We start from the raw sequence: 23120 nt of genomic DNA, 5'->3' as shown, positions 1-23120 counted from the left end.
GTGACGCATGAACGTGACCGAACTGGCACAGGCGATTCGTGGTGGCCTGATCCAGCAGGATCGGCTGCTGAAGACGGACATCCCGTCGCTGCCGAACAATGCGCTCGTGCCGCGCCGCGCCGTGACCCGTTCGGCGCTCGGCCGCGATTTCAGCGTGGCGCTCGATCTGGTGTCCACCGCGAGCGACGTCGAGCTCAAGACGCTGATCGCGCAGCCGATCACGCTGTGGATCCAGCAGCCGGACAAGTCGTATCTGCCGATCAACGGCTATGTCCACACGGCGCGACGGCTCGGCGCCGACGGCAGCCTGTCGAGTTACCAGCTGCGCTTCGCGTCGTGGATGCATTTCCTCAAGTTCCGCAGCGACATGCGGTACTGGCAGGACCAGCCGGTCGACGCGATTCTCTCCGACGTGTTCGATACGCATCCGCAGGCCAGGGGCCAATACCAGTTCGCGTTGTCGAAACCGTTGCCGTCCCGGTCGTACTGTCGCCAGAGCGAAACCGACTGGAACTTCGTGCACCGGCTGATGGAGGACGAAGGGCTGTTCGGGTTCTGGCGGCACAGCGAAGACGGGAACGCGCATACGCTCGTCATCACCGACGACGTGCATGCGGTCGATGCGCTGTCGCCGAATGTCGTTACGTTCGATCGTTCCGGCAGCGGCACCGAAACCGCCGGGTTTACGCAATGGACTGCATCGCGGACGTTGCAAAGCACGCTGCACACGACCCGCACGTTCGACTACAAAGCGCCGTCGTCGGCGGGCAATCCGAACGGCACGTCGCTGCCGACCAAGGCCGGCCAGGGGGACCTGCCGGGCCAGGCGGAAATCTATGAATACACCGGCGCGTACACGTATCCGGGCCAGGACCGCGGCGAACACCTGTCGAAGATTCGTCTCGAGGAATGGGAGTCGCGCGCGAAGCGCTTCTTCGGCGTGGGCGGCGTGCGCGCGATCGATGCCGGCCGGCGCTTCACGCTGAGCGGTCATCCCGAGCACGACCGCGATTCGGCGAGCGAGCGCGAGTTCGCGGCCATCGGCGTCACGCGGTACATCGAGAACAATCTGCCGGTTTCGGACCACGAAGCGAGTTTTCCGCATAGCCTGCAGGACCAGCTGGCGCAGGTGAAGGCCGGTCACGGGGAAGCGGCTGCGTTCCAGGTCGCGCATGACGACGGCTCCGCCGGGTTCTATCTCGTCGAGGTCGAAGCGCAGCGCGCGAGCGTGCCGTACCGCAGCCCGTTCGAGCATCGCAAGCCCGCGATGCAGCTCGAGACGGCGATCGTCGTCGGGCCGAAGGGCGAAGAGGTTTATACGGACGAGCTGAACCGGATCAAGGTCATGTTCGTCTGGGACCGCCAGAGCGAAGGCCGCGAGAACGCGTCGTGCTGGATGCGTGTCGTGCAGTCCGATACCGGCGGCGGGTACGGCGGCGTGCATATTCCGCGGGTCGGCGAGGAAGTGCTGATCGGCTACATCGGCGGCGACTGCGACCGGCCGATCGTCATGCATCGCGTGTACAACGGTGCGACCAGGCCGCAGTGGCATAGCAACGGGATCCTGTCGGGCTTCCGGTCGAAGGAGTATGCGGGATCGGGGCACAACGAGATGGTGCTCGACGACGCGACCGGGCAGAACCGCGCGCGCCTGTTCAGCAGCAGTGCGAATTCGTTGCTTCATCTCGGCTATCTGATCGAGCAGAACGGGAACACGCGCGGTGCGTATCTCGGCTCAGGCTTCGACCTGCGCACGGATGCGTACGGCGCGATGCGGGCCGGGCAGGGTCTGTACGTGACGACGCATCCGAAGCAGGCGAACAGCCAGCCGCTCGACGTGAGTGAGGCGAAGCAGCAGCTTGGCAATGGTGAGGGGCTGATCGAATCGATGTCGCAGGTCAGCGAGATGCATCAGGCGGAGAGTCTCGGCACCGGTCGCGATGCGCTCAAGCAATTCGTCGAGGCGACGCAGAGCAGCGTGGCGAGGGCGGCTTCGGGCGGCGGCAGGACTGCAGGCGGCGGGACGGGGAATGCGAATGCGTTCAAGGAGCCGGTGATGTTGTTCGCGAGCCCGGCGGGGATCGGGGTGGCGTCGCAGCAGTCGGTGCATCTGGCGAGCGACCGGCAGACCAATATCGTCAGTGGTCAAAGTACGTTCATTACCAGCGGGAAGTCGCTGATCGCCGGCATCCGGGATCGCATCAGCCTGTTCGCGCAGAACGCCGGGATGAAGCTGTTCGCCGCGAAGGGCAAGGTCGAGGTTCAGGCGCACGCGGACAGCATCGAACTCACAGCGCAGAAGACCGTGAAGATGATGGCGGCGACCGAGGCCGTCGACGTGGCCGCGAAGCAGGAGATCCTGCTCACGTCGGGTGGCGCCTATATCCGGATCAAGGGCGGCAACATCGAGATTCACGCGCCGGGGAAGGTCGATTTCAAGGGCGCTCAACACCAGTTCAGCGGACCGACGAGCATGCAGTATCCGCTGCCCGCGATGCCGGGCGGCACGTGCAAGCAATGCGTGCTGAATGCGCATAGCGGGCGCGAGTCGATGGTCGAGGCGGATTGATGGACGAAGTCAACGATACGGGGGACACCATCGAGATGGCGGCGGATGGGCCCAGTCCGCGCGAGCGGGAATGGCCGGCATTCGTGGAGACGCTGAAGGCATCGCTGGAGCACGAGGCCGGCGACGGCAGACCGTTGCGTCTTTACGTGCTCGTCGACACGCGCGGTTATCAGGACCTGGACACGCAGCTGGCAGCCGTGCGCGGCCTGCGTTACGCGTCCCTTTGGACCGATACCGGGCTGGATGCCTATACGGATATCGCACCGTACCTGATTGCGTTCGACAGTCGCGCACTCGACGGCGGGGATGCGGAGCAGCATCGCGTGCTGCGTCAACTATGGCTGGACGCCGTCGATCTGCATGCGGTGACGTGGTTGTGCTCGGCGTGGTCGTTCGACGCGCTGGATGCGCATCTGCGCCAGTACGTGAAGTACGCGCTGCCGAACGGTCGCGCGTACTACCTGTTCTTCTTCGACAATCATGTATTCGGGCGGCTCCGACAGGTGTGGAGCGACACGCAGGCGCGGCGGTTCGTCGCGCCGTTTAGCGAGATCCGATATCGCGATCGTCGGCTCGACGAAGTCGTGTGGCGCAACGACACGCCGGCGGTTGAAGGTGTGATGTCGGCAAGCGACGCACCGGACCTCAGCGAGCGGCAGCACGCGCAACTGATCGAGCTTGGGTACCCGGACAAGCTCGTGCTGAAGTTTCGCGAGACGATGGCGGCGGTGGTCGATCACCTGTCCGATGCGGAACTCCATGATCAGGTTGTCGAGCAACTCGAACGCGCAGCAGCGCACGGGATTGCCGAAGAAGCGGAATTGCAGTGCTACGTGATGACGGGCGTGCTGGTTGCGCCCCGGTTCGACGAGCATCCGGCGGTGCGGGTGTGCCTTGGGGCCGTGGCTCATGGAGAGACGACGCTCAATGACGCACTGGCGACGATCGACGACGCGACATGGGATGCGATTCGCGATGCGCACGAGCGGGAATCGATGGAGGTGCGTCGTGGCGTGGCGTAGGTCAGTGCCGGCGATGTGCCTGGTTGCGGCGGCTTTGAGCGCGTGTGGCAAGTCGGAGCCGACATATAGCGGCGTTTCGGTCATCGCTCACAACTATCTGCCGTACAACCTGGACGGATTTACGATCACCGATGCCCACGGAAACAAGGCGGGTGGGGGGAACAGCTTGCCGGGTGGTGGGGGCGGGTTAGCTTGTTGTTACAAGCTCCAGGGTACCGAGTTCACGGTCAAATGGAATTATGTCGACGTCGACCAGTGGCACAAAGGTAACGAGGAAACGCTTCATGCCGAGGCAAAGGCCACGTTGTCGCAGTCGAATGTTCCGGAGAAGGTGGGCGATCGAATTCTCGAAGTTCACTTCTATCCGGATCGCCACGTCGAGCTTCAGTTCCCAGGTGCGCTGATTAATGGATCGCGTATTCAGATGACCGAGGTGTCGCGCTGGATGACGAGCCAGTTTCAGGAGCAATTGAACAAACGATACGACGAGCGTGATGACCAGCAGTTTCGTCGCATCGCACGTGTCGTTGCTGCAGCGTGGTTGAAATACAGGCTGACTGAGATCGATGACTTGAAGCAGTACGCTTACTACAACGTGCTGGTGAATAGCCGGTTCGACGCGCATCCTGAGATTCAGCGAGTCCTGAAAGCGGCTGCCAATCGACCCGGTGCGTTCGCAGCGTCGATGCGATCTCTGCCGAGGAACGTGCTCTCCGAGTTGACGAGCGACAAATTCGAGTCGGTGACCGTCCCGATGATTCCGGACGGCTTGTTGCCGCTGCCGCGAACACCGGAGGCGATGCGGGCGATTCGAGCGACAAGAAGCGGACGTGTCTGACGGCGTGGAAGTGCTACCGGTGCAGTCCGTACGTCGGCAACGCATGTTGGACAATATTCGGAAGGAAAATATCAGTGAATAGAGCAACGAGATTTTCGAGGCTGGCGAATCGTGTCCTGGCGGGGTGCCTGCTCGTGACGGCTATGGCGGCGTGCGGGAAATCGGAGCCGACATACAACGGGATTTCTGTCATAGGCCGGAATTATCTGCCGTACAACATGAGTGGTTTCACGATCACCGACGAATTTGGCAACACGGCGAGTGGCGGCGGCGACGACCCGCCGGGAGCCGGCGGCGGCAGCGTGAAGTGTTGCTACAAGCTCAAGGGCACGGAATTTGTCGTCAAGTGGAATTACTACGATGTCGACCAGTGGCATAAGGGCGACAAGCAGATGTTCCACGGTGAGACGAAGGTATCGATGCCGCAGTCCCAGACACCCGACGATGTGGGGGGCCGGATTCTCGAAGTGCATTTCTTCCCGGATCGGCATGTCGAATTTCAGTTTCCAGGTCAGTTGCTTGATGATGCACGTCTGCCGATCGTCGATGTTGTGAAGTGGATGAAGCAGTACCAGACGCAACTCGATAGACGATACGATGAGCGCGAAGATCAGCAGTTTCGACGTGTCGCTCGTATCGTCGCGTCGGCATGGTTGAAATATCGTCTGACGGACCGTGACGATTTGGAGCAGTACACATACTTCAGTTTGCTCATTAACAGCCGATTCGATGCGCATCCGGAGGCTCAGCGCATCTTGAAGACCGCAGCCAGCCAGCCAGGTGCATTTGCGAAGTGGGCGCTGTCGGTTCCAAATCACGTGCGCTTCGAGGTAGCGAGCGGGAAATTCGTGTCGGTGGCCGTGCCGCCGATTGCTGACGGTTTGCTGCCACAGTCGCGCGTGGAAGAGAAACTGCATGGTTGAGAAAATCAAGCTTGATCCGGACGACGCAACGCCGATGTCGGTGAATTCGCAACTGGTTTCCCAGAATGCGAATCTCTATCCGAAGGGTGACTGCATGCCATGTGGCGCGACGATTCGCATGGGGTTCTTTTTTGATGCCTTTGGTCGTAACGCGGATCTCGACGACAAGGCAAGTTCCCGATACTCGAATATCTGCCGCTTATGGGAGGCTCACCGCGATAACGACGACTCGCGTCGTCCGGTCAATCAGTTCTGGTACCGCTTCTACTATTCGGGGTTGGGCACGCCGCTGAACGAGTCAGCCAAGGCCGACGAATTGATCAATGCAGGCGTAGCCGCCGGCAAGATGGCGGGCAAGAAGGCATTGAGCGGCGCGGAGTCGGTCGCCAAGTCGTTCACGCGCGTTAATACGCCAATCAAACAAGCGAGCGTGAAAAAGCGTGTCGACGACGTCAAGAAGCAACTCGTCGATGGGTTTCTCGAGGGGGATTTTTCGCTTCGACCAATCGACAAAGCATTCCAGAATCTTCGGAAGGATATCGAGCGCATCCCCGATCAGGCGCGGCGTGTGATGAACGTGTTGAATGCATCGCCGGAGCGTTACTGGGAACGAACCAAGGCTACCGGAACGCTGCTGTGGCGCAACGCGAAGAACGACTTCAAGAACAACGTCAAAGGCGCTCCGATGAAGGCCGGCTGGGCGGTCGCGCGCAGCCTTTTTGTCGGTATAGCGATGGAGAACGTGCCGATCGTGCGTGACAATTCCGTCATGGCCAAAGCTTTCGGCACAGGTGTCGATACGCGGTTGATCGCAGCCAAGGATCAGTTCAAGGCTGCGTACGAGGTCGTCAAGAAGCAGATGCCGAAAGTTCGGGTGATCGAGGTGTCGGTGTTCGGCGCGGATCGAGGGTGCGTGCTCGCGCGTGCGTTCATCAACGATCTGGCGGAGAAATACAAGCGCAGGGACGACACGGATCTCGCTATTGAAGGCGTGCCGATTCAGATCAAGTTCGTCGGATTGCTCGATGCAGTTTCGTCCATCATGTCGGAGGAGGCCGGCGAGTTGATCGGAATGGTGCCTTATCTGGGTATGCTCAAAACCAGCTTCAAGGATCGTCCTCTCGCCATCCCGGCCAGTGTGCAGCGCTGCGTTCATTTTGCCGCTGCGCATGAGATGCGCTTCTATCAGCGTCTCGACAGTCTCGAGAAAACTCGTGGCGAACAGTTTCTCTATCCGGGTACGAGCAGCGATGTCGTGGGTGGTGCACCAAATGGTTCGCTTGGTCTGAATGCCGAATTGATGCGGGTACCTTTGCGCGACATGCTGTTGGAAGCACTAAAGGCGGGTGCAGTGATGGATACGATGGAGGATCTCTATCTCTACAAGAACGATACGTTCGGCAGATTCACGATCGCCCAACCCATCAACTGCGACGGTAAGCAATATCGCATCAAGCAACTGGTCGATGCCTACCGTACCCTCGTCCCCCGCAAGCCCGGCGCCGACTTCATGGAGCATTCGAAAGTCTTCATGCGCTGGATCGCAGCCCGCTACATGGATCCCGACTTCCGCCGCACGATTGCCGACCCGGTTGCCGACTGGAAACGCAACACGAGCGACGCTGACCTGCAGCGCAAGACGGCGAAGTCGCAACTCGACTGGGAACTGCAGCGACAAGGCATCAACATGAGCATGCTGGCCAGCCGCAGCCAGGAGGACCAGGCGAAGCTGCGGGGCATGAAGGCAGCGAGCGACGCGGCACAAAAGCGCTATGAGAAGCTGATCGCGGAAGCGCCGAAGGACTATTCGACGGTCTGGGAGCGTCTCGAGAAGGAAGCGGCAAAGAAGCTGCGCCGCGCGTCGTATCAGGACGGCCTGAAGCAATCCGCCGAGCGTATCCGTAACATGCCGGATTCGTGGGACTCCAATAACAAGGCGAGCGCGGACGCGATCGAGGCGGCTATGCTGCCGGAAGCCGAGATGGAGCTGGTGTCGGCCTGGAAGGAAGGGGTCGAAGGCAAGCATCCGCTTCCGCAGGAGGTCATGGCGCTGTTCGACATGCTTGTCCACGATACGTTGTTGACGAGCTGGCAAGACCACGTGCTGGCGCCGTCACTGTACTTCCGCACTCGCGACAAGGATACGTTCGGGTCGAGCGATCTCGCAAAGGAAGCGAAGCAGCGCAAGAAAGACGATCTTGCCGCGGCACGTATCGACCAGGCGGCCAAGCAGAGCCAGGAATGGGCGCGGGGCTACAAGGGCGGCACAACTCCCCCCATTCATTGAGCGGCGTTGCTGGATGACGGAGCGCCTGCCTCGCTGTCTGTCGGGGAAGAGCGCTCCGAGAGATGACCGCCATATTCGAATGCTGAACCGCCGAACATCGACTCACGGCAGATTCAGCATGGCGCCTGGCCTACAAGCAACTCCGCGAAACCTGTCTGCACGTCCGCATCACGCACCGCTGGCGCGATTCCGCGCGCGCCGTGCTTTGCGCCGCACCGCATGCTTTTTGCGATCCTCGATCCACGGAAGCAGCGCAATGCTCACCGCACACAGCATCAACCCGCCGACCAAGGCGAACAGGCCCAACCCGATTTCTCGTACCCATTCCCCGCCCACAACTGCTTCGTTGCGCCGCGCAATACCCGGAAACATCGGCGAAACGCGCAGACCATCGTTCGCGGCATCGCTGCAATACGTCTTCGTGAACGCGGCGAACTGTTCGCGACCGATGTTCGACGCGGCCGAACGCGAATAAACAGGCGACCCGGCAGGCTGCCACGTCGTGTCGTAGTGCTGCGTTTGCCCGGCACCATAGCGGAAGACGGCGCGCGCCTCCCATGTCACGTCGGACTTGCCATATCGCAGAGACAACTCGCATCGCTCGACAAAGGCGGGGACATGAGGCCATGCGCCAGCGCGAACGAGGATGGCCGAATTGATGACGCCCGATGCGCCCACCAGCACGAAGACCGCACCGAAAACCAGAAGAATGGCCGATCGCAAGCAGCGCAGAGCGAATTTCATCGGAATTGCTGGATTCTCGCCATGCCCCCGAATGCTCCGCTTACTGCCCCACCCGGAACTCGATCCGCCGATTCCTCGCGCGCCCCTCGGCCGTATCATTCGGCGCAATAGGCTGATCCGGCCCGACCCCTGTCGTCGTCATCTGCTGCGGCGGGATGCTCTTCGTGATCAGATACCCCTTCACCGCATCCGCACGCGCCTGGCTCAGCGCGATGTTCGACGTCCGGTTCCCGGAGTTGTCGGTATGCCCGATGATGTCGACCGTGCGGTTCTGCATCTTCGCGAGCGCGGCCGCCATCTGATCGAGAATCTGCTTGCCTTGCGGCGTGAGCGTCGCACTGCCCGTTTCGAACTCGATCGTGCGATTCGCGAGCGTCTGGTCGAGCAGCCCCTGCTCGGACGCCGACACGCGCAGCCCGTTCTTGATCGTATAAGTCGGATTCAGCGTATTCGCCATGTCGCTCGCGAGCTGCTGGCGCTGCGCCTCGTTGTGCACCTCGCCCTTCATCTCGATCTGCGTGCCGTTGATCTTCAGCTGGCCTTTGCTGATCTGCTTCAACTGCGCGCCGAGCAGCTTCTGCACGTTCGCGCTCCAGTTCGGCGGCGTCGCGACGTCGCCGACCTCGATCTGGTCGACCACGTTCGCCGCGCCGTAGGTGTCGCGCAGCTTCTGCAGCACGGCGGCCTTGGTCGCCTCGTCGGGCACCTTGCCGCCGACCACCACCTGGCCGGGCGACGCGTTCGCGGGCGGCGGTGCGATCATGCCGGCCGTGCCGCGCACCACCGTGCCGGACGCCGTGGCCGGCGCGGCACCGGGGTTGGCGTTCGCGGGCAGGGCGGCGGTCGCGACCGTGCCGTTGCCGACCGGCGTGACGGTCGCGCCGCCCGTGTTCTGCGCATGGGCCGCGCCGCAGGCGACGAGGCCCGCGGCGGCGAGAGCGGATACGAAGGGCGACAAGCGCGTGCGCCGGACCTGAATCGTGCGTTGCATCCCGTCAGCCTCCGATGAACGCTTCGCGGAAGGCGTCGATGGCGACGCGCAGCGACAGTTGCGGTTGGTCGAGGTAGCTGACGAGCTTGCTGATCTGGTGATCGTTTTGCGCATGGGCGTCGATCCACTCGGGATCGTCGATGTCGATGTTGTGGGCGGCGTAGGTCTGCGGATCGACGACGCTCAGCAGCGTCTTCGACGACGCGCCGTTGAAGCCGATGATCAGCCGTTCGCGTTCGGCGATCGTGCCGATGAAGATCGCGAGCTCGAAGTCGGCCTGCGCGACGAACGGTGCGATCAGTTCGAGCCAGAACGCGGCGACGAGGCTGCGATAGAACGGGTCGACCGGCAGCGGCAGCGTGAGGCCGCGCTCGATGTGCGACGAGCCGCTCTGCATCACGGGCCGCAACAGCGAACCGAGCGCGAGCATCGCGCCGCGCAGTCGCACCGGATGGCCGCTTTCGAGCAGCATCTGCTGCAGGCCGTACAGCGACTGGTGTTCGATGAAGTCGTTGAAGGTGCCGTCATGCGACGTGCCGGGGCCGCCGACGTCGATCGGCACCTGCGTATCGCCGAGCGCCTGCAGCGCGCCGGGCGGCTCCTCCTTCGCGAGCAGCGCCGGCATCTGCGCGGCGACGCGCGACCACAGCCGCGCGAACGCGAGCGGGCTGCGCGCGAGGAACGCGAGCGGCCGGTCGACCTCGAGCGCGGTCGCGCCGAGGAACGGGAAACGGCGCATCGACACGTCGTGGCTCGCGACCATGTGGCCCGCGATGGCGAGCTTGCTGCGCGAGCCGAGGAACGCGAAATGCATCGGCTTCGCATCCTCGTAGACGATCTTCCAGCGCGGATCTTCCGCGAGCAGTTCGAGTGCTTGCGCGATCCAGCGATCGAGCGTCTGCAGCAACTGCGGATTGTGCGGGCTCTTCACGAAGTCGCCGCGCGACGGAATCTTGCCGAAGTAGGCGATCTGCGCCTGAACGGTTTGCGTCATTGCGCCCCCTGTGCGTTCGTTGCGGTGGCGGCCGCGACGGCCGGTGCGGCCGCCGGCGCGCCCGAGCCGGCCTGCGTCGCGTTCTGCGCGGCACCCGCGCTCGCGTCGGCGACCGACGACGGCAGCTGCAGGCCGCGCAGGCTCTGCTGCTGCGGCTGGTCGCCGCCGCTGCTGGTCGGCTGCGACGTGCTGATGATGCGCATCGTCACCGACACGTTCACGCTGCCCTGGACCCACGTGAGGTCGAAGGTGCCGTCCGGACGGCGCTTGCGCTGCGCCGAGTTGATCAGCTTCTCGAGACCGTAGCGGCCCGGCTCGTTGACGAGCTGCACCGTGCGGCCGTCGAAGGTCGTCGCGGACAGCGTCGCGCCCGGCGAGCCCTGCGGGTTCGGCCACACGAAGTTGGTCCACTGCGGCGGCGTGTTGCGGTAGCGCAGCTGCTGGCCGTCGATCGCGATCGTGTATTCCGTCGTGCCCGTGCTCGGCTGCGGCAGGATCTGGAACACGGTCTGCGGTTCGGCCGCCGCGGCGGCGCCGCCCGCGGCGCCGCCGGCGAGCGGGGCGACCCAGCGCGCGAAGCCGTTCGTGAAGTCGGGCGTGAGGCCGATGCCCATGTCGCCCCACGTGCGGGCGGCGAGCGTGTCGCCGCGGCGCACCGCGAGCGGGCCCAGCGTCGTGCCGACGAACTTCGCGATCGCACCGTCCGGACCGAACACCTGCGCGATTTCACCGGCGCCGGCCTCGACCTTCGCGTTCGCCGCGAACGGGTACTTGGTCGCGAGCGAGCTCTGGAACGGCTGGTAGACCTGCGCGTTCCATACCTTGTTGACTTCCGCGCTGGCCGGCTGGATCACCACCGAGAACGCCTGCATCAGCGGCCGCACCAGCAGCGGACGCAGCGACTTGCGTTGCGAATCGGTGAGGCCGGTCAGCATCTGCTCGTCGACGAACTTCAGCGAATCGGCGAGTTCCGAGCCGTTGCCGTCGAGCGTCTGCTGCATCAGCTGGCGCGCGCCGGGGCCGGGGTCGCCCTGGTTCTTGATCACGTTGAAGCGCGTACGGACCTTCGACAGCGAGTCCATATAGCCCTTGAGCATCGACGTGCCGTCGTGCGTCGCGACGATCCGCGCGAGCCCGATGAACTCCTGGCCGATCGGACCCATCGGCACCTCGGCCGGATTGCCGTTGATGTCGATGTTCGCAGCCGCCACCTGGCCGGCCTGCGAGCGCGTGAACAGCTGCTTGACCCAGTTCACGACGCCGGTCTGCGCCTTCTTGATCGCGACGTTCGCCAGCGACGGGTTGTCCCACGACGTCTGGTCGTACGCGGTCTCGAGGATCTTGCGGATCGGCGAATCCTGCGGGTCGCCGAGGCGGTTCATCCCGTCGACGGCCTGGCCGAAGCTGCTGAAGCCCTGCACCGCGATGCCCTGCATGAACTTCTGCCAGTGCTGCGCGTACTCGGTCTTGTACATCCCGACGAGCGTCTTCTGGATCTGCTCGGGGCTGCCTTCCAGCGTCAGGTCGTCCTGCGTCGACGTGTTCAGCACCCAGTCCTTCGCCTGCAGTTCCTTGGTCGCCGCGTCGCGGATCGCCGGCTGCACGTAGTCGAACCACGCTTCGCGCGTGAACGTGCCCGGAATCGCATAGCTGCCGGCGACCAGCCCCTGGTTGCCGTCGCCGACGATGCGCGCGATGGTCATCGGCGCGAAGCGGGTCGACGCGCGCGCCTTGATTTCCTCGTAGACGCGCTGGCGGGCCGGCATGCCGCGCACGACGCGGCGCAGGTTCTCGCGGGTCTGGTCGACGAGCGCGAGGTTCGCGTCGATCATCGGCCAGTCGTTGTCGTTCACGCGGGCGAGATAGAACGAGATCATGCGCTCGGCGCTCTTGATCATCTCGTCGCGCGGCATGTTGCCGCGATTCGTCTCGAGCCAGCCGCGCCAGAAGCGGGCGAGCTGGTCGGTCAGGTGCGCCTGTTCGACGTGACGCTTGTCGGACAGCATCAGGTAGGTCTTCAGCGCGTTGTACGCGTCCTGCACGTTGGTCGGCGACGCGTCGCTGTAGAGGCCGCCTTGCGGCGCGGCCGGCTGTTGCGGCGCGGCGGCCGCCGCCGCGGATGCGCCTTGCGCGGCGCCGGCGAGCGGCGTGGCGCCCGGCGGGTTCGTCGACACGGGAATCGCGCCGCCCTGCACGGCCCCCGATTCCGGCGGGCGCGTCATCGGCACGAGCTGTTCGGGATGCGCGTTCACGTCCTTCATGAACGACGCGAGGTTCTGCGAGACCGGCGCCAGCAGGATCTGGCGCACGCCGTTGTAGTACTCGGTCAGCAGGTGCTGCTCGAGACGGTCGCCCTGGTACAGGCCGAGCGACACCGACACCGGCTTGTCGCGGCGGAACTGTTCGAGCTGTTCGATGCGGTCTTCCAGGATGTCCATCGCCTGCAGGCGCGACTGCAGGTCGTTGCGGCCCTGCTGCAGGCGCGTGACGTTGTCGAGGTCGGCCTGCACGTTCGCGACGAGCTGCTGGTTGCCGATCGTCGACCAGGTCCAGCCGCCGAGCGCGAGTGCGAGCGCCGCGACGAAGCCGAAGAAGGTCGCGTAGCGCAGCCGGGTCTTGGTCGGGCTCGCGAACTGGCGCACGGTCTGGCGGTCCGCGAAGATCACCTTCGAGAACAGGTCGCGCAGGAAGAAGCCGTTCTTCGAGAACGCGCTGTGCGGCTTGGGCAGCGCGCTCGCGTCGAGGCCGAAGCGGTGCGCGATGCGCTGCGCGGCGGCGCTGTTGGTTTCGCCTTCCTGCAGCGCGCTGGTGAAGTAGAAGCCGCGGAAAATAGGCTTGTACTGGAACGGGTTGTTCTCGAACAGCGTCGCGAGGAACGCGCGCAGCGACGGCTTGATCGTCGAGAATTCGAGCGGGAAGCTCAGCTGGCCCGGCGACAGCTGGTTGCCGCGCGACAGCGACAGCTGCGCGACGCTGATTTCCTTCAGCCCTTCGTACAGTTCCTCGAAGTGCGTGTCGAACTGCGCGACCACGTCGCGCTTGTCATCGGGCTCGTAGGGCAGGGTGGCGCCCCACACGCGGTCGTATTCGTGCTTGTCGCTGCTGCTGAAGAATTCGGTGAAGCCGGTGATCAGGTCGGCCTTGGTGAACATCACGTAGACCGGCGCGAACACCTCGAGCTTCTCCGTCAGTTCCTGAACGCGCTGACGAAGGTTCTTCGCGAGGTTGATCGCGAATTCGGGGCGGTTGCCGGTGAGTTCGGCGATGCTCGCGGTGACGATGATGCCGTTGATCGGCGCCTTCGGACGATAGCGCTTCAGCAGGCCGAGAAAGCCGAGCCATTCGCTGCGGTCTTCCTCGTGCACCGAGTAGCGGCCGGCCGTGTCGAGCAGGATCCCTTCGGTCGTGAAGAACCAGTCGCAGTTGCGCGTGCCGCCGATGCCGTGGATCACCGCGCTGTTCTTGTCCGCGAACGGAAACTGCAGGCCGGAGTTCAGCACGGCGCTGCTCTTGCCGGCGGCCGGGTTGCCGATCACGATGTACCACGGCAGTTCGTACAGCGCGGAGCCGCCCGACACCTGGCCGATCTTCGACGTCTTGATCGTCTTCACCGCGTCGGACAGGCGCGTGCGCAGCACGTCGAGGTCGGCGGTTTTCGTGTCGGGTGCGAGCGCGGCCGCGGCCGGCGCGGCGATCTTGCCGGTTTCCGCCTGCTCTTCCAGCACCTGGCCTAGCTGCCGGTTCGCGCGCTTCACGCGCCAGCGGCGCACCAGTGCGACGCCGAGCCACAGCACGAGGATCGCCGCGAAGGCGACCGCCGCCCACAGGAGCGGCAGCTGCAGCATGTCGGCAGCGATGAAGAGAATCGCCGCTAGCGCGACGATCCCGACAATCGAGAGCGTACGCGGATGAGTCAGCACGTTGAGGATGCGTTGCATAGGACGTTCAGGTTCCGGTGCGATTCGGTGAGGCGACGCAGGCGCGCCGAGCGGCAAGCGTGGCGCCGCGATGTGTCGCCATGCTGTCAAACGGGATGAAGGGGGCTGGCATCAATGCGCCCGCGGCATCGGAGAAGGCGCGCGCAATAATGAAAGGACGCTGTGAGAATTAAAACGGAAGCGGCTGCCTGAAAAAATCGCGCAACGGAATGCCCGATCGTTTGCACCGCCCAAATCGTTTCCTGCCGGGTGATTAAAAAGCCCCATGCCGCCCTCATTATTTCTTGTCCGGCAGCCCTGACTAGCTGCCGCGTCCCAGTTTAAAACCGGGTTTATGGTATTCCACGTGCCCGAGATCCATCATTTTCCAACGGCCTCCCCAGGTCAGGCCGACTTGCTCGGCGACCTGTCCGTACAACTGGTAGCCGCGCATCGCCCAGGGATCTTTCTCGGAAATGACCAGCTTGCCGTCGCGCAGAAACGCGTTGTCGGCCGCGAGCCCGAACTGGTGATAACTCTGGAAGGCCGCCGCATTGGTCACGTTGGTGCCCATCTGCGCGAGCCGGTTCTGTCGTTCCGGACTCCGGTAACCTTCCAGCAGCGCCATCTCGTAACCATATTGTTCGTGCATGATCTTGTAGACCAGCAGCAAACGCGTACGGAAATCGGGATCCAGCAGGTTCCAGTCGCGGCTTGCATCTCTCAGCGCAGGCCGCACCTGTTCGACTTCCTTCGTGGCAAAGACTTCCGGCGGCAACGGCGGCGGCGGCACGAGCTGTTCGCCCTGCAGCAGCGCGGCGATCTTCTCGTCAGGCACGCGCGCCGTGTCGTCGTACTGAAATAATTGCCGACCGCGTAACGCAATGGCCACCAATGGCGGCGTCGCAAGAATACCTGCCGATACCATAATCATCAAGCGCCGCCGGATCAGTAAATTTTGCACGTCACTTAATGCGCCGCGCGTAACGGTTGCCGATTTAACAATTTGACTTCGCGTACGTGCGGCGTGATCGTTCGCGCGGCGCGTCAGGCGGCCGCGAAACTGGGCGACGGATTCGAAAACGGTCGCGCGGATACCCGGTAAAAGCAACAGTGCCGCAACCGCGACGGCAAGGGCGAAATAGGCGACGAGTGCGACGGCAATCAACGAAATCCCCGGAAATTGGAATTGATTGTGTTTTGCAATGCTTGCTCTTAGAATCAGGCTGCTTTGAGAGGCCGGGCTATATTATCGCGGTGAATTAAACCAGGATTCAATGAGACGCTGAATGAGTGCGCCGGAAAATTCAAATTCGAAAACCCCGCCCAGCCTGCTATCCGATACCAAACCGGCAGGCGGGGGCGAACCGCAGCAGTCGCGCATTCTCGCGAATCTGGAAGGACGTGTCACGCCGCCGGCCGAACCGCCGCGCCGTTCGCTGAAGGGGCCGATCGCGGCCGTCGTCGCGCTCGTGGTCGCCGTCGGCGGCTGGGGCGCATGGCGCTGGCAGCAGCAATCCGGCGAGGCGGCCGTCGTGGCCGCCGCGCCCGTGCAGGCACCGGCAAAGGCCGAGCCGGCCAGCGCCGCCGCCGTGCAGGTCGCGCAGAATGCCGCGTCGGCTGCGCCCGTCGTGCAAACGGCGACGATCGTCAACGACGATGCCGCGTCCCAGGTCGTTGCGTCCGCATCGGGCGCGTCGGGCGCGGACAACAGCCGCTTGTCGCGCGCGCTCGCGAACGGTGCCGACGATGCATCGGGCGCGGCCACGGCGGGCGCCGTCGCCGCGACGGCTGCCGCAGCAGCGGCGACGACGAAATCCGCGAAGGCCGACGCCGCGAAGAGCGACAAGGTCGCCGCCCGCAGCAAGGCCGATGCGAAGGCCGATGCGAAGGCGGAGGCTCGCAAGCATCACAAGGAACAGCAGGCGGAGCTCGCGCAGGCGAAGAAGCGTCGCGAAGCGACGACCCGTTCCACGAGCGCGAAGGCGTCCGGGAAGGACGACCCGGATGCGGACCTGCTCGCCGCGCTCGTCGCCCGTACGAAGCCGGCCGACAAGAAGGTCGCCGCGCAGAAGGGGCAGGTCGTGCCGACCAAGACGGCCGCCGCGACGGGCGGTTCGCTCGCATCGCGCGTGAAGGATTGCGCGGAGCGCGGCTTTTTCGAGGATCAGCTGTGCCGCTGGCGCGTCTGCGACGGCCACTGGGGCAAGGATCCGGCCTGCCCGACCGCCGCGCAGTCGGAGACGCGGCAGTAACCGGCATCACACCAGCCTGCACATCGCACCTGCGCCGCCCACCGGGCGGCGCGTTGTTTTTGGGACGTCTTACGCCGGACGGCAGGATGTGACAATGTCACGAAAATGCCGCATGCATCGGGCATACGTTTCCTTCCATTTCCCGGCGTGGCGCCGCAATGCGCGATGCGCGGCGCGGCGAGCGCCGCACGACCTTCGACACGATGGACCTGATCGTACAGACTTACGGCGCCGATACGTCCGGCATGGTGTGCGGATTCCGCTTCGTCCCGGGCGGATCGGGCGCGATGCTCGATGCCGATGCGGCCGCCGCATGGCTGCGCGCGTGCCGCGAGCGCGATGCGGCCGCATCGGACGATTTCGTCTGGCTGCACTTCAATCTCGCGCACGGCGCGAGCGAGCGCTGGATGCGCACGCACCTCGGATTGCCCGACAGCTTCTTCGAATTCCTCCACGAAGGATCGCGCTCGACGCGCATCGAGCAGGAGGACGGCGCGCTGCGCGCGATCGTCAACGACGTGATGTTCAACCTCGAGCTGACGCCGTCGGAAATCGCGACGCTGTTCGTCCACGTCGAGCGGCGCATCATGGTCACCGCGCGGCTCAAGCCGCTGCGCTCGGTCGATACGCTGCGCGCCTGCGTGCGCGACGGCGAGCGGTTCCGGTCGCCGGCCGAACTGCTCGTGCACCTGCTGCGCGACCAGGCCGACCTGCTGATCCAGATCATGCGGCGCACGAGCATCGACGTCGATCGCATCGAGGATCGCTTCCTGTCGCAACGGCTCACGTCGAACCGCATCGAGCTCGGCGCGATGCGCCGCACGCTGACGCGGCTGCAGCGCATGCTGGCGCCCGAGCCCGGCTCGATTTTCCGGCTGCTCGCGAAACCGCCCGCGTGGCTGCACGCCGAAGACGTGCAGGAGCTGCGCGAATCGACCGAAGAGTTCTCGCTGGTGCTCGCCGATCTGTCGGGGCTCAACGAGCGGATCAAGCTGTTGCAGGAAGAGATCGGTTCGCGGCTCGACGAGCAGAACAACCGGACGCTGTTCACGCTGACGCTCGTGACCGTGATCGCGCTGCCGATCAACATCGTCGCGGGCTTCTTCGGGATGAACGTCGGCGGCGTGCCGTTCTCGGAGAACAAGCACGGGTTCTGGCTGATGGTGCTGCTGGTCGCGGGCTTTACCGCGCTCGCCGCGTGGTGGGCGTTTCGCCGGCGCGACGATCGCTAGGGCTCGCTATTGGCGTGAACAGGCGCCAGGCCGGCATTGGCGGGGCGCCGCACGCGGCGGCAACAAAAAACAGGCCCCGCATCCGGGGCCTGCGATAGGAGGTGAAGGGACGTGAAGGGACATGAAGCGTCGAACGCCGGCCGGCGCCGCGTATCGCGCGGCACCGGCCGGCCGGATCACGTTACTGAACCAGCGTCTTGCGCGGCTTGAACATGCCCTGGTAGCGCAGCGACGGACGTTCCTTCACCGTCGGCGCGATGCCGCCGAAGCTCGGCGTCTGGCGCAGCTTCATTGCGGCCGGCGAAGCGACCGAGCCGATCGACGTCGAGCGCGAAGCCGGCGCGAGGTTGTTCGCGACGAGCAGCGCGGCCTCGCTCTTCAGGTTCGCGAGCAGCACCGGATCGACCGAGCTGTTGACCTGCGTGAGCAGGCCGCTCCACGCGGCGTCGCTGTAGTTCACGACGTAGTAGTCGAGACCGCTCGGATCCGCGACCACGCCCGTGCAGCCGTCGATCCGCGTCTGCGTCTGCGTATCCTTCAGCGCGAGCGTCGTGCGTTTCGCGAGACCCTGACCGTACGCGAGCGTGATCGGTACCGTCCACTGCAGGCCCGGATACGCGTTCTTGTTCGGGAACGGCTGCTGTTTCAGCGTGACGACCGTCTGGTTCTTCGTCATGTCGCACTGCGTGTCGAGCGAGATCAGCGGCACGCCCGTCTGGCGCACGTAGCTGTCGCCGATCGGGCCGACCGCCTGGCCGCTTTCCTTCGACAGCGCATCCCACAGGCGCTTCGGCGTGCCGTTGCCGAACGAGTAGTCGACCAGGTACTGCTGCAGGCCGCGGCGCAATGTCTGCTCGCCGAGATAGTTCTCGAGCGTCTTCAGCACATGGCCGCCCTTGTCGTACGTGAACGCGCTCGCGCTCAGCACGAAGTCGTTCGATGCCCAGTCGTTGAAGTTCGGCGCGACCGGGAACGCGTTCGGGCCGATGTCGCGATTGATCACGCGATACTTGTTCTTCACCTGGTCGAGCCAGCTGAACTCGTCGGGGAAGAACTGGATCGTCGTCTTCGTCTCGAAGAACGTCGCGAACGACTCGTTGAGCCAGACGTTGTCCCACCAGTCGGCCGTGACGAGATCGCCGAACCACTGGTGCGCGACTTCGTGCGTCAGCACCTCGTTACCGTAGCGCGACATCGGCTGGCCCGGTTGCGGCAGGATGTCGTCGGCGAACTCGAGGATCGACCCCCAGTTCTCCATCCCGCCGAAGTTCAGGTCCTTCTGCTCCTTGAACGCGTCGTTCGCGGCGACCGTATCGAACTTCGTCAGCGGCAGCGGGATGCCCGTGTAGCGGTAATAGAAATCGAGCGCCTGCTTGGTGCGGTCCATCGCCGGCTTGGCCCAGTCGCTCATGCCCGGCGGCGTGAACACGCGCAGGTGCAGGCCGCCCTTGCCGCCCGGCAGCGGGCTCGAGAAGTCGTCCTCGTAGGTATCGAACAGGCCGCCGCCGAAGAACAGCAGGTACGACGGCATCGGCGGCGTCTTCTCGAACTGCACGAGCTTGTAGCCGCCGCCGACGTTGGTCGACGGCTTCTCGGCCGCGTTCGACACGACGCGCCAGTTCTGCGGTACTTCGGCCGTCACTTCATAGGTCGGCCGGAAGGCCGGCTCGTCCCAGCCCGGGAACCACTGGCGCGACAGGTTGGTTTCGCCCTGCGTGAGGATCGCGCCGCTCGTCTTGCCGTCGGTGCCCTTCAGGTCGACGCGGAACACGCCTTCGGCGGCCGAGCAGCCCGGATACGGATCGTCGCCGCAGCTGCCGCCCGTCTGCGTGGCCGGATCGTCGTACGACTTGAAGTTGATGATGCCCGACCATTCCATGTGCAGCGAATAGTTGCCCGGCGCGATCGTGCCGGCGACGGGGCGCAGCTGGTAGAAGTCGCCCTTGTCCTGCGGCGTCGCGATCAGCTGGATGTTGCCCGGCTGCAGCGTGATGCGGCCGTTCGTGAACTTGATCCGGTGGCCGGCGATCACGATGTTGTTGACCGGCTTCAGCACCTTGATCTCGACGTCGGCGCGCCCGTCGAACGCGTTCAGCGCATCGTTCGGGCGGAACCACAGCCGGTAGTTGACCGGTACCACGGTGTCCGGCAGCTCGACGGGCGACACGCTCTTGTCGACGTTGGAGGCTGACGGCGGCGTGTTGGCGGCGGGCGACGAGCTCGAGTGCGGCGCGCCGGCGGAACTGAGTGCGGAAGCCGAGCCGACGCCGCTGTCGTCGCCGCCGCACCCGGCGAGCGCGAGTGCGGCAACCAGCGGCAGGTAACGCATCTTGTGAATGTTGATCGACATGACTGAAACCTCGATTGTTGAAAGAATCGTTCAGTGCTGCGAAAACGCCGGCAAAAGAAATCCCTCGCCGTTAATCAACAGCGACGAGAAATGCCAATGACGGATTATTCGAAAAGACGGCCGGCCGACTACGTGAAGGTAATCATGGTTTACTGCCCCCTCTGTGTTTCCGGATGTCGGTTAACTGGCCGGTTCAAAATGGCCGGGCGCGGGTTGTACTGAATTGATTTCGCGCGCACGACACGGGGCCGCCCGCCCTTGTGCGGGCGTGCATTCCCTTTGAACCGACGACCCACGGGGCTGGCCGTACCAGGCCGCAGGACGGAAGGACGGCGTGTCGCCGTTCCGTAAAATCGCCGTCATACGGCTTGAAGGTTTGTCGGCCTGCTCGAAGGATGCGTAAATATACTTGATGGTTTTGGGTAAAGGAAACGAAAAAATTAGAAAGTGCTTCTCTTGAGTTTTTCGCGCGCCATTGAATGCTGGGAGGCATTAATTCGCTTTCTGTTTAGCCGTTCGTTTCCGTAGTTTTAATCTATTAACGATCTCGGCGGCACGCGAAAACTACGAATCAGGGCGTGGCGCGGCGCGCTCGGTACAATGCGGCGACGACCCGCCGATCGATTGCCGCAAGGAGGCCAGCCCATGCCACGAGCCCTGTTCCGTATCGCGCCGCTGCGCGCCATGCTGCTGCTGTTCGCCGCCGTCTTCGCGCTCGGCGGTTGCGCGGGCCTGACGCGCGAGCCCGTGAGCGTGACCGTCGCCGGGCTCGACCCGCTGGCCGGACAGGGCCTCGAGATGCGCTTCAGCCTGAAGCTGCGCGTGCAGAACCCGAATGACACGCCGATCGAATACGACGGCATTTCGGTCGCGCTCGACCTGAACGGCACGCCGTTCGCGAGCGGGGTCAGCGATCGCTCGGGCGCCGTGCCGCGCTTCGGCGAGGCCGTGATCGACGTGCCCGTTTCGGTGTCGGCGTTCGCCGCCGCGCGGCAGGCGTGGAACCTGCCCGGCGCGGCAGCCAGCGGCGAGTTGCCGTACGCGCTGCGCGGCCGGCTCGCCGGCGGCGTGCTCGGCACCGTGCGTTTCAGCGATGCGGGCACGTTGCGCATGCCGGCGACGCCGGGGTGGGGCGGCTAGACGATGCCTGCGCGACACCCCGGATGCCGGGCTGGACGAAGCGGCGCAATCGCAGCGCCGTCTGACGATTCCTGACGATCGTGTTTCGCGCGCCTTACGTTTTGCGCTGCAATCGCGTTTAGACTGCCTCGGTCCGGAGGGCCGGACGACTTTTTGGAGAGGGCACCATGGCAGCGAAATTCGTCATCAAGAAAGCGAACGACGGGCAGTTCCTGTTCCACCTGAAGGCCGCCAACGGCGAGATCATTCTGCGCAGCGAGCTGTACAAGACCAAGGCGTCGGCGGAAAACGGCGTCGCGTCCGTGCGCAAGAACGCACCGGACGACGCGCGCTACGAGCGCAAGACCGCGAGCAACGGCCAGTTCATGTTCAACCTGAAGGCCGGCAATCACGAGATCATCGGCACGAGCGAGCTGTACAAGGCTGAAGCCGGCCGCGAGAACGGCATCGCGTCGGTGAAGCAGAACGCGCCGGACGCGGCGCTCGACGACCAGAGCTGACACGCCGCGAGCATCGCGCGGGTGGCGGCCAGGGCGGTCGCCCGCGCTTTGCCGCGCGGGCAAAGCGCGGTATGGTGTGGTCCGCGCGGCGCACTCCGGTAGTCCGGTAGCGCCGCCTGTCTGAAGCCAACCGTAGCCGAGCTCGCGTGACCGATTTCCCCGTTTTCCACTGGACCGACGCCGACGGCGCCGAACATGCCGTGCGCTGGCGTTCCGAAGCCGGCGTGCAGCCGCCGAAGCGCGCCGTGCCCGCCGACGACCGCGTCACCGCCGACGCGGCGTACCGCCTCGCGTGCGAGGGCACCGCACTCGTCTGGCAGGGCGATTTCCAGAATGCGCGCCAGCTCGTGCAGGCGATGGCGCGCCGCGTCGAACGCAAGCCGAAGAAGGCGAAGGCCGCGGTCGGCGTCGACGCGTTCAACCTGCACCGGCTCGCGCAATCGCAGCGCGCCCGCACGCTCGGGATGCTGCTGATCCCGCTCGACGCCGACTACACGATCCCGCTGCGCCGCGCGCCCGACGTGCGCGCCGCATGCGAGGAAGCATACGGCCCGGGCGGCGCGCCGTCGGTCGTGTCGCTGCGCGAACTGCTCGGCCTCGTCGGCGCGCACGAATGGCGCAAGAAGGGCGTGCCGATCCCGGCGCTCGGCGGCGCGCCGATCCATCCGCATTACGGCGTGTTCTCGCCGGTGCGCGGCGAATACGTCGAACTCGTCGCGCGCACGCCGCTGCCCGCGACCTCGCTCGCGTTCGATATCGGCACGGGCACCGGCGTGCTCGCGGCCGTGCTCGCGTCGCGCGGCGTCGAGCGCATCGTCGCGACCGACCAGGATCCGCGTGCGCTCGCATGCGCCCGCGAGAACGTCGCGCGGCTCGGTCATGCCGGGCGCGTCGACGTCGTCGAAGCCGACCTGTTTCCGGCCGGCCGCGCGCCGCTCGTCGTCTGCAACCCGCCGTGGGTGCCGGCCCGTCCGAGCGCGCCGATCGAATACGCGGTCTACGATCCCGACAGCCGCATGCTGCGCGGTTTCCTCGCGGGGCTTGCCGACCATCTCGAACCGGGCGGCGAGGGCTGGCTGATCCTGTCCGATTTTGCCGAGCATCTCGGCCTGCGGCCGCGCGACACGCTGCTGCAATGGATCGACGAAGCGGGCCTCGTCGTGCTCGGCCGCGAAGACATCCGCCCCGCGCACCCGAAGTCGTCCGACGCGGACGATCCGCTGCACGCCGCGCGCCGCGCCGAGGTCACGTCGCTCTGGCGGCTCGGCGCGCGAGCCTGATCGCGTATTTTCGGTAAACTGTCGCCATTCCTCACGAATTCCCGCCGCCGGGCCGTGGTCGACCGACCGTGGCCCGGC

16 protein-coding genes are annotated in these 23120 nt (G+C 64.8%); 10 read left to right on the top strand and 6 right to left on the bottom strand.

Annotation, left to right across the window (positions count from 1 at the left end):
• Positions 1-7 precede the first annotated feature (7 nt).
• The 5 genes from PL79_RS30255 (at position 8) to PL79_RS30235 (ending at position 7639) form a co-directional block, all read left to right on the top strand.
• Positions 8-2569, top strand: a complete 2562-nt coding sequence (locus PL79_RS30255) for a type VI secretion system Vgr family protein (protein ID WP_044845924.1) — start codon at positions 8-10, stop codon at positions 2567-2569.
• Positions 2569-3591 (top strand): DUF4123 domain-containing protein, encoded by a 1023-nt coding sequence (locus tag PL79_RS30250; RefSeq protein WP_044845923.1) that lies wholly within the window; start codon positions 2569-2571, stop codon positions 3589-3591. Before PL79_RS30255 ends, PL79_RS30250 begins: the two co-directional genes overlap by 1 nt.
• 13 nt (positions 3592-3604) lie before the next feature.
• A complete protein-coding gene (locus tag PL79_RS30245) occupies positions 3605-4429 on the top strand; it encodes a DUF3304 domain-containing protein (RefSeq protein ID WP_052664705.1) in 825 nt (274 codons plus the stop codon).
• Positions 4430-4572: 143 nt separating this feature from the next.
• Positions 4573-5352, top strand: coding sequence for a DUF3304 domain-containing protein (locus PL79_RS30240; protein ID WP_082088579.1), 780 nt, complete (start codon positions 4573-4575; stop codon positions 5350-5352).
• Positions 5345-7639: a DUF2235 domain-containing protein gene (locus PL79_RS30235; RefSeq protein WP_044845920.1), complete on the top strand. Its 2295-nt coding sequence runs from the start codon at positions 5345-5347 to the stop codon at positions 7637-7639. Before PL79_RS30240 ends, PL79_RS30235 begins: the two co-directional genes overlap by 8 nt.
• A 168-nt stretch (positions 7640-7807) precedes the next feature.
• On the opposite strand, the gene PL79_RS30230 is transcribed toward PL79_RS30235, so the two are convergent.
• The 5 genes from PL79_RS30230 to PL79_RS30210 form a co-directional block, all read right to left on the bottom strand.
• Positions 7808-8383, bottom strand: coding sequence for a hypothetical protein (locus PL79_RS30230; protein ID WP_044845919.1), 576 nt, complete (start codon positions 8381-8383; stop codon positions 7808-7810).
• Between the two features lie 40 nt (positions 8384-8423).
• The gene (locus PL79_RS30225; RefSeq protein WP_044845918.1) at positions 8424-9374 is read right to left on the bottom strand and encodes an OmpA family protein; all 951 of its coding nucleotides are present in this window, start codon (positions 9372-9374) and stop codon (positions 8424-8426) included.
• 4 nt (positions 9375-9378) lie between these two features.
• Positions 9379-10368 carry a type VI secretion system-associated protein TagF gene (gene tagF, locus PL79_RS30220; protein ID WP_044845917.1) on the bottom strand — a complete coding sequence of 330 codons (990 nt, stop codon included), beginning with the start codon at positions 10366-10368 and terminating at the stop codon, positions 9379-9381.
• Positions 10365-14306, bottom strand: coding sequence for a type VI secretion system membrane subunit TssM (tssM, locus tag PL79_RS30215; protein ID WP_044845916.1), 3942 nt, complete (start codon positions 14304-14306; stop codon positions 10365-10367). Before tssM ends, tagF begins: the two co-directional genes overlap by 4 nt.
• A 301-nt stretch (positions 14307-14607) precedes the next feature.
• On the bottom strand, positions 14608-15453 hold the full coding sequence (locus PL79_RS30210; protein ID WP_044845915.1) for a M15 family metallopeptidase: 846 nt from the start codon (positions 15451-15453) through the stop codon (positions 14608-14610).
• A gap of 121 nt (positions 15454-15574) precedes the next feature.
• On the opposite strand from PL79_RS30210, the gene PL79_RS30205 reads away from it, so the two are divergent.
• A complete protein-coding gene (locus tag PL79_RS30205) occupies positions 15575-16540 on the top strand; it encodes a hypothetical protein (protein ID WP_044845914.1) in 966 nt (321 codons plus the stop codon).
• Between the two features lie 203 nt (positions 16541-16743).
• A complete protein-coding gene (locus tag PL79_RS30200; protein WP_044845996.1) occupies positions 16744-17772 on the top strand; it encodes a transporter in 1029 nt (342 codons plus the stop codon).
• Between the two features lie 181 nt (positions 17773-17953).
• Here the strand turns inward: PL79_RS30200 and PL79_RS30195 are convergent, their stop codons facing one another.
• Positions 17954-20122 (bottom strand): M1 family metallopeptidase, encoded by a 2169-nt coding sequence (locus tag PL79_RS30195; protein ID WP_044845913.1) that lies wholly within the window; start codon positions 20120-20122, stop codon positions 17954-17956.
• A gap of 645 nt (positions 20123-20767) precedes the next feature.
• Between PL79_RS30195 and PL79_RS30185 the strand changes: the two genes are divergently transcribed.
• From PL79_RS30185 to PL79_RS30175, 3 genes are all read left to right on the top strand, one after another.
• Positions 20768-21262 carry an LEA type 2 family protein gene (locus PL79_RS30185; protein ID WP_044845912.1) on the top strand — a complete coding sequence of 165 codons (495 nt, stop codon included), beginning with the start codon at positions 20768-20770 and terminating at the stop codon, positions 21260-21262.
• Positions 21263-21429: 167 nt separating this feature from the next.
• Entirely contained in the window at positions 21430-21762 is a 333-nt protein-coding gene (locus tag PL79_RS30180) for a YegP family protein (RefSeq protein ID WP_044845911.1), read from the top strand.
• Positions 21763-21908: 146 nt separating this feature from the next.
• Entirely contained in the window at positions 21909-23042 is a 1134-nt protein-coding gene (locus PL79_RS30175) for a methyltransferase (RefSeq protein WP_044845910.1), read from the top strand.
• Positions 23043-23120: the final 78 nt, after the last annotated feature.

Origin of the sequence: Burkholderia sp. USMB20 (assembly GCF_000949135.2) — a bacterium.
Lineage (GTDB): Bacteria > Pseudomonadota > Gammaproteobacteria > Burkholderiales > Burkholderiaceae > Burkholderia.
Note: the sequence above shows the minus strand (reverse complement) of the source record. Positions and strands in the feature narration are given on the sequence as shown.

Coding starts and splice junctions, on each gene's coding strand:
- PL79_RS30255 (WP_044845924.1), top strand. CDS start 8: ATGAACGTGACCGAACTGGCACAGGCGATTCGTGGTGGCCTGATCCAG.
- PL79_RS30250 (WP_044845923.1), top strand. CDS start 2,569: ATGGACGAAGTCAACGATACGGGGGACACCATCGAGATGGCGGCGGAT.
- PL79_RS30245 (WP_052664705.1), top strand. CDS start 3,605: ATGTGCCTGGTTGCGGCGGCTTTGAGCGCGTGTGGCAAGTCGGAGCCG.
- PL79_RS30240 (WP_082088579.1), top strand. CDS start 4,573: ATGGCGGCGTGCGGGAAATCGGAGCCGACATACAACGGGATTTCTGTC.
- PL79_RS30235 (WP_044845920.1), top strand. CDS start 5,345: ATGGTTGAGAAAATCAAGCTTGATCCGGACGACGCAACGCCGATGTCG.
- PL79_RS30230 (WP_044845919.1), bottom strand. CDS start 8,383: ATGAAATTCGCTCTGCGCTGCTTGCGATCGGCCATTCTTCTGGTTTTC.
- PL79_RS30225 (WP_044845918.1), bottom strand. CDS start 9,374: ATGCAACGCACGATTCAGGTCCGGCGCACGCGCTTGTCGCCCTTCGTA.
- tagF (WP_044845917.1), bottom strand. CDS start 10,368: ATGACGCAAACCGTTCAGGCGCAGATCGCCTACTTCGGCAAGATTCCG.
- tssM (WP_044845916.1), bottom strand. CDS start 14,306: ATGCAACGCATCCTCAACGTGCTGACTCATCCGCGTACGCTCTCGATT.
- PL79_RS30205 (WP_044845914.1), top strand. CDS start 15,575: ATGAGTGCGCCGGAAAATTCAAATTCGAAAACCCCGCCCAGCCTGCTA.
- PL79_RS30200 (WP_044845996.1), top strand. CDS start 16,744: ATGGACCTGATCGTACAGACTTACGGCGCCGATACGTCCGGCATGGTG.
- PL79_RS30195 (WP_044845913.1), bottom strand. CDS start 20,122: ATGTCGATCAACATTCACAAGATGCGTTACCTGCCGCTGGTTGCCGCA.
- PL79_RS30185 (WP_044845912.1), top strand. CDS start 20,768: ATGCCACGAGCCCTGTTCCGTATCGCGCCGCTGCGCGCCATGCTGCTG.
- PL79_RS30180 (WP_044845911.1), top strand. CDS start 21,430: ATGGCAGCGAAATTCGTCATCAAGAAAGCGAACGACGGGCAGTTCCTG.